1 pseudogene is annotated in these 245 nt (G+C 62.4%); it reads left to right on the top strand.

The features are described from left to right. A pseudogene (locus HKX41_12930) lies at window positions 1-245 on the top strand (KaiC domain-containing protein).

The raw sequence follows: 245 nt of genomic DNA, 5'->3' as shown, positions 1-245 counted from the left end.
CGAGGTCTTCGACTTCAACCGCTCGCTGAAGGCCGCGGGCGTGACAACGATGGTTACCAGCGAGGCCAGCGAGGACAACCCCTACGCGTCCAGACACGGCATCATCGAGTAGATGACTGACACCGTCTTCGTCCTCCAGTACGTTCGCGGGGACGCCCAGGAGACCCGTCTGGCCGTCGAGATCCAGAAGATCCGAAACGCCAACCACTCCCGGGCGACCAAACCATACGCGATCACCCTCGACG

It is taken from the genome of Salifodinibacter halophilus (assembly GCA_012999515.1).
Classification (GTDB): domain Bacteria; phylum Pseudomonadota; class Gammaproteobacteria; order Nevskiales; family Salinisphaeraceae; genus Salifodinibacter; species Salifodinibacter halophilus.
The sequence above is the reverse complement of the archived record's forward strand: the minus strand, read 5'-3'. Positions and strand labels throughout refer to the sequence as shown.